This window comes from Mycobacterium sp. (assembly GCF_050701675.1).
Lineage (GTDB): Bacteria > Actinomycetota > Actinomycetes > Mycobacteriales > Mycobacteriaceae > Mycobacterium.
In genome coordinates this window covers 1-4,605 of the sequence record NZ_JBOGDD010001312.1, presented here as the reverse complement: position 1 = coordinate 4,605, position 4,605 = coordinate 1, and the positions used below count along the sequence as shown (strand labels likewise).

Below are 4,605 nucleotides of genomic sequence, written 5' to 3'. Positions count from 1 at the left end.
GTGTGCCGCACGGCCTTGGGCATTCCCGTCGTCCCTGAGCTGAACACGAACAGCGCGTCGGATTCGGGGTCGATCGCCGTGAACTCCCGACGCCCCGGTGTGACGGGCTCGTCGAGGTGCAGCATCGGCATCAGGTCGGCGAGCACCGCGTTGTCACCGACCGCATGCGCGGGTGTGGTCAGCGCCAGAGCGTGCTCCACCTCGCCCCGCTTCCACGACGTGCTCACCAGCACGACGGCGGCGCCGAGCGCCCAGATGGCCTGCATGGCAATGACGAACTCGGGCCGGTTGGAGGACATCAGCGCGACGCGGTCACCGGCACGGACGCCGCGCCGCTCGAGCGTGGTCGCCATACCGCCGATCAGCGCGTCGAGCTCGGCACGCGTGTACTCCCGGTCCGCGAAGGCGAGGACCGGCAGACCAGTCGCGTGCGATCTGTCGACCACCGCAGCTCCACCTCCCACCTTCGCCCACCGGGTTGAGAATATCCTATCGATTATGGAGAATAGTATTCTCACATAGACAGAATGACTATGCCAGGAGCGCCCCGATGACCGCAGACCCCGTACCGACCGAAGAGGCCGGTGGCGAGGTGACGATCCTCCTCGACCGCAAGAAGACCACCGTGTCCCAGAAGCCCGGGGAGACGCTGCTGGAGAGCGCGCGGCGGGCGGGTCTCACCCCGCCGTTCTCCTGCGAGGCTGGCAACTGCGGCACCTGCATGGCGAAGCTGACCGAGGGCACGGCGACCATGCGCGTGAACGATGCGCTCATGGACGACGAGGTCGAGGACGGCTACGTGCTGACCTGTCAGGCCGTGCCCGACGCGGGGAACGTGACGGTCGACTACGAGGACTGAACCTCGGTGTGCTCACCCAACCGCGGCGGCGGGCGGTAGGCGGGCTCGTATCCCGCGACGCGGATGGAGCTTCGCACCAACTGGTAGTCCCCTGCCTTCACGATGACCTCGGGGGTGGCGTTCAGTGCGTCCGGCAACGAGCGCACCGCGGACACCGGGATGCCGAGTGGGCGCAACCTGGCCTCCCAGCCGAGGGCGGTGTCGGTGGCGAGGGCCGCCGACACCAAGGCGAGCACCTCGTCACGTTTGGCGGCCCGCTCGGGCATCGTCGGATAGCCCTGAATGCCGGCCTCCGCGGAGAACGACCGCCAGAAGCCGTCGTGGGTGATGAACAGGGCCAGATAGCCGTCGGCCGTGTCGAAGAGTTGCGCAGGAACGTAATACGAGTGCGCGCCGTTCGGGTAGCGGCGCGGTTCGACGCCGTCGTTGAGATAGGCCGACGCCCGGTAGTTCAGCTGCGAGAGCATCACGTCGCGCAAGGACACGTCGATCTGACCGCCGCGGCCAGAGATGATCTGCGCGAGCAACCCGATCGCTGCGGTCAGCCCGGTGGAGTTGTCAGCCGACGAGTAGCCGGGCAGGGTCGGCGGGCCGCCGGGGTCGCCGGTCAGCGAGGCGATGCCGGTGGCCGCCTGGATGACGTAGTCGAACGCGGGGTCGTCTCCTGCCTCGAGCCCGTAGCCGGTCAGCGCGACGCACACGATCTTCTCGTTGTGCCGACGCAGTTGCTCATAGGTCAGTCCGAGCTTGTGGATGCCGGACGGCTTCAGATTCACCAGCAGCGCATGGGATTCCGCGACCAGCTCGCCGAGCCTGCGCTGGCCCTCCTCGGTGGCGAGTTCGAGACAGACGCTGCGTTTGCCACGGTTGAGGCTGGCGAAATAGCTGTCGCTCACCTGTCGCGAGATGTCCCCACCGGGCGGCTCGATCTTGGTGACCTCGGCGCCGAGGTCGGCGAGCATCATCGTGGCGTACGGACCCGCCAGCATGTGGCCGATCTCGAGGATGCGGATGCCATTCAAAGGCCCGGTCATCTGTGTCCTCTGCTCTTCGCGCAAGCGCTCATCGCACCGCCTTGGCCAACTCGCCGATCACGTCCCTGGTGCGGTACTTCGATGCGACGAGTTCATCCCGGGTGTCGCCGATCGGCAGCAGTCGGACGGACAGATCGGTCACGCCTGCGTCGGCGAACTGCTTGAACCGCGCCAGAATCGACTCCTCGTCACCGGCGGCGCACAGGTCGCCGACGTCGCGGGCATCACCGCGATCGAGCAGCTTCTGGTAGTTCGGCGACGTCTCGGCCTCGGACAGGATGCGGTTGGCCCGCTCCTTCGCGGCGTCGATCTCCGAATTGGCACACAGGCACACCGGGATGCCCGCGACGATCCGCGGAGCAGGCCTGCCGGCGTCGGCCGCCGCCTTGGTGATCCGTGGCGCGATGTGGTCACCGATGGCGCGCTCGTCGGCCATCCACAGCACCGTGCCGTCGGCGTGCTCCCCTGCGATCTTCAGCATCACCGGCCCGAGTGCCGCGACCAGCACCGGTAGCGGCGAAACCGGCGGCAGGTCAAGCGGATTGTGCACGGTGAACGTGTCGTTCTCGACGTCGACGTTTCCCGGATTCTCGAATGCCGCATGCAGCACCTCGAGATAGTCACGCGTGTAGGCGGCCGGCTTCTCGTACGGCAGGCCGAGCATGTCGCCGACGATCCAGTGGTGCGACGGGCCGACGCCGAGGGCCAACCGACCGCCCGCGACTGCGTGCACCGACAGCGCCTGGCGGGCCAGCGCAATGGGGTGCTGCGCCTGCAGTGGCACGACGGCCGTGCCCAGCTCGATGGTGCTGGTACGGCCCGCCATCAGCGCCACCATCGTGAGCGCGTCGAAGTCGTTGGGCACCTGCGGCATCCACGCGGTGTCCATGCCCGCCGACTCGGCCCACTCGATGTCGGAGACGAGCTTGGCCACCTTGCGCGCGGAGTCGCCACGCTCGGCACCGATCATCACACCGAGTCTCATGTCACTCCCGTCTCTGCGGTCAACGCGCGAACACCGGCAACCAGGTCCTCGAGCGGAGTCCCGGTGGGAAACACCGCTGCCGCACCGACGTCCAACAGCTTCTGGACGTCGGCCTGCGGGATGGTGCCACCCACGACGACGGCGATGTCGCCCGCGTCGGCCGCCCGCAAGGCCTCCACCACACGGATGGTCAGCCCCACGTGCGCACCCGAAAGGATCGAGAGGCCCACCAGCTTGACGTCTTCCTGCAGGGCGATCGACACGATGTCCTCGATGCGCTGGCGGATACCGGTGTAGATGACTTCGAATCCGGCGTCGCGCAGCGTGCGCGCGACGATCTTGGCACCGCGGTCGTGCCCGTCCAGGCCAGGCTTGGCCACCAACACACGCGCGCCCATCAGAACACCACCGGCTGTTGGAACTCGCCCCATACCGCCTTGAGTGCGGTCACCATCTCCCCGACGGTGCAGTAGGCGTTGGCGCAGTCGATGAGCCCGTGCATCAGGTTGTCGGTGCCCTCGGCCGCTTTCGACAGGGCTGCCAACGCTTCCTTCACCGCCATGTCACTGCGCTCCGCCTTCACCTTCGCCAAGCGCTTGAGCTGCAGATCGCGGCCTTCGGCGTTCAGTTCATAGGTGTCGATGTCATGTGCAGGCTCGTCGGTGACGAACCTGTTGACGCCGACGACGGGACGTTCGCCTGACTCGACCTCGTGGTGGATCTTGAACGCTTCGTCGGCGATGAGCCCCTGGAGATAACCGTCCTCGATGGAACGCACCATCCCGCCGTGCTTTTCGAGATCGTCCATGATCTCGATGATCTTGGCCTCGGTGGCATCGGTCAGGGCCTCGACGAAGTACGAGCCGCCGAGCGGATCGGCCACCTTGGACACGCCGGTCTCGTAGGCCAGGATCTGCTGGGTGCGCAGCGCCAGCGTGGCCGACTCCTCGCTCGGCAGGGCGAACGGCTCGTCCCATGCCGCGGTGAACATCGACTGGACGCCACCGAGCACGGCGGCCAACGATTCGTAGGCGACGCGGACCAGGTTGTTCTGCGCCTGCGGCGCATACAGCGACGCACCGCCCGCGACACAGCCGAACCGGAACATGGACGCCTTGTCGGTGGTGGCGCCGTAGCGCTCGCGCACGATGGTCGCCCACCGGCGTCGGCCGGCCCGGTACTTGGCGATCTCCTCGAAGAAGTCACCGTGGGTGTAGAAGAAGAACGAGATCTGAGGGGCGAACTTGTCGATGGTCATCCGGCCACGCTCGACCACGGTGTCGCAGTAGGTGACGCCGTCGGCCAGGGTGAACGCCATCTCCTGAACGGCGTTGGCACCTGCGTCGCGGAAGTGCGCGCCCGCGACGGAGATCGCGTTGAACCGGGGCACCTCGGCGGCGCAGAACTCGATGGTGTCGGCGATCAGCCGCAGCGACGGCTCAGGCGGCCAGATCCACGTGCCGCGCGACGCGTACTCCTTGAGGATGTCGTTCTGGATGGTGCCGGTGAGCTTCTCGCGCGGCACGCCCTTCTTCTCGGCGGCAGCGACGTAGAAGGCCAGCAGGATGGCCGCGGTGCCGTTGATCGTGAAGCTGGTGCTGATCTCGTCGAGCGGAATGCCGTCGAACAGGATGTCGGCGTCGGCCAGCGTGTCGATCGCAACGCCGACGCGGCCGACCTCCTCGCCGTACTCCGCGTCGTCGGAGTCATAGCCACACTGTGTTGGC

General features: G+C 67.1%; 6 protein-coding genes. 1 reads left to right on the top strand and 5 read right to left on the bottom strand.

Annotated elements, in window-relative coordinates:
* Positions 1-446 (bottom strand): AMP-binding protein (locus tag ACRDUX_RS40460; RefSeq protein WP_526423116.1); only part of this gene is annotated, 446 nt, incomplete at its 3' end.
* Between the two features lie 104 nt (positions 447-550).
* Between ACRDUX_RS40460 and ACRDUX_RS40455 the strand changes: the two genes are divergently transcribed.
* Positions 551-859: a 2Fe-2S iron-sulfur cluster-binding protein gene (locus tag ACRDUX_RS40455; protein WP_526423114.1), complete on the top strand. Its 309-nt coding sequence runs from the start codon at positions 551-553 to the stop codon at positions 857-859.
* On the opposite strand, the gene ACRDUX_RS40450 is transcribed toward ACRDUX_RS40455, so the two are convergent.
* The 4 genes from ACRDUX_RS40450 to ACRDUX_RS40435 form a co-directional block, all read right to left on the bottom strand.
* The gene (locus ACRDUX_RS40450) at positions 847-1,893 is read right to left on the bottom strand and encodes a CaiB/BaiF CoA transferase family protein (protein ID WP_526423112.1); all 1,047 of its coding nucleotides are present in this window, start codon (positions 1,891-1,893) and stop codon (positions 847-849) included. The two genes, ACRDUX_RS40455 and ACRDUX_RS40450, sit on opposite strands and share 13 nt — an antisense overlap.
* Positions 1,894-1,921: 28 nt before the next feature.
* Complete coding sequence (locus ACRDUX_RS40445) at positions 1,922-2,878, bottom strand: LLM class F420-dependent oxidoreductase (protein WP_526423110.1); 957 nt, start codon at positions 2,876-2,878, stop codon at positions 1,922-1,924.
* A complete protein-coding gene (locus ACRDUX_RS40440) occupies positions 2,875-3,276 on the bottom strand; it encodes a cobalamin B12-binding domain-containing protein (protein WP_526423108.1) in 402 nt (133 codons plus the stop codon). Before ACRDUX_RS40440 ends, ACRDUX_RS40445 begins: the two co-directional genes overlap by 4 nt.
* A partial coding sequence (locus ACRDUX_RS40435) for a methylmalonyl-CoA mutase family protein (RefSeq protein WP_526423106.1) occupies positions 3,276-4,605 on the bottom strand: 1,330 nt, incomplete at its 5' end. The genes ACRDUX_RS40440 and ACRDUX_RS40435, both read right to left, overlap by 1 nt.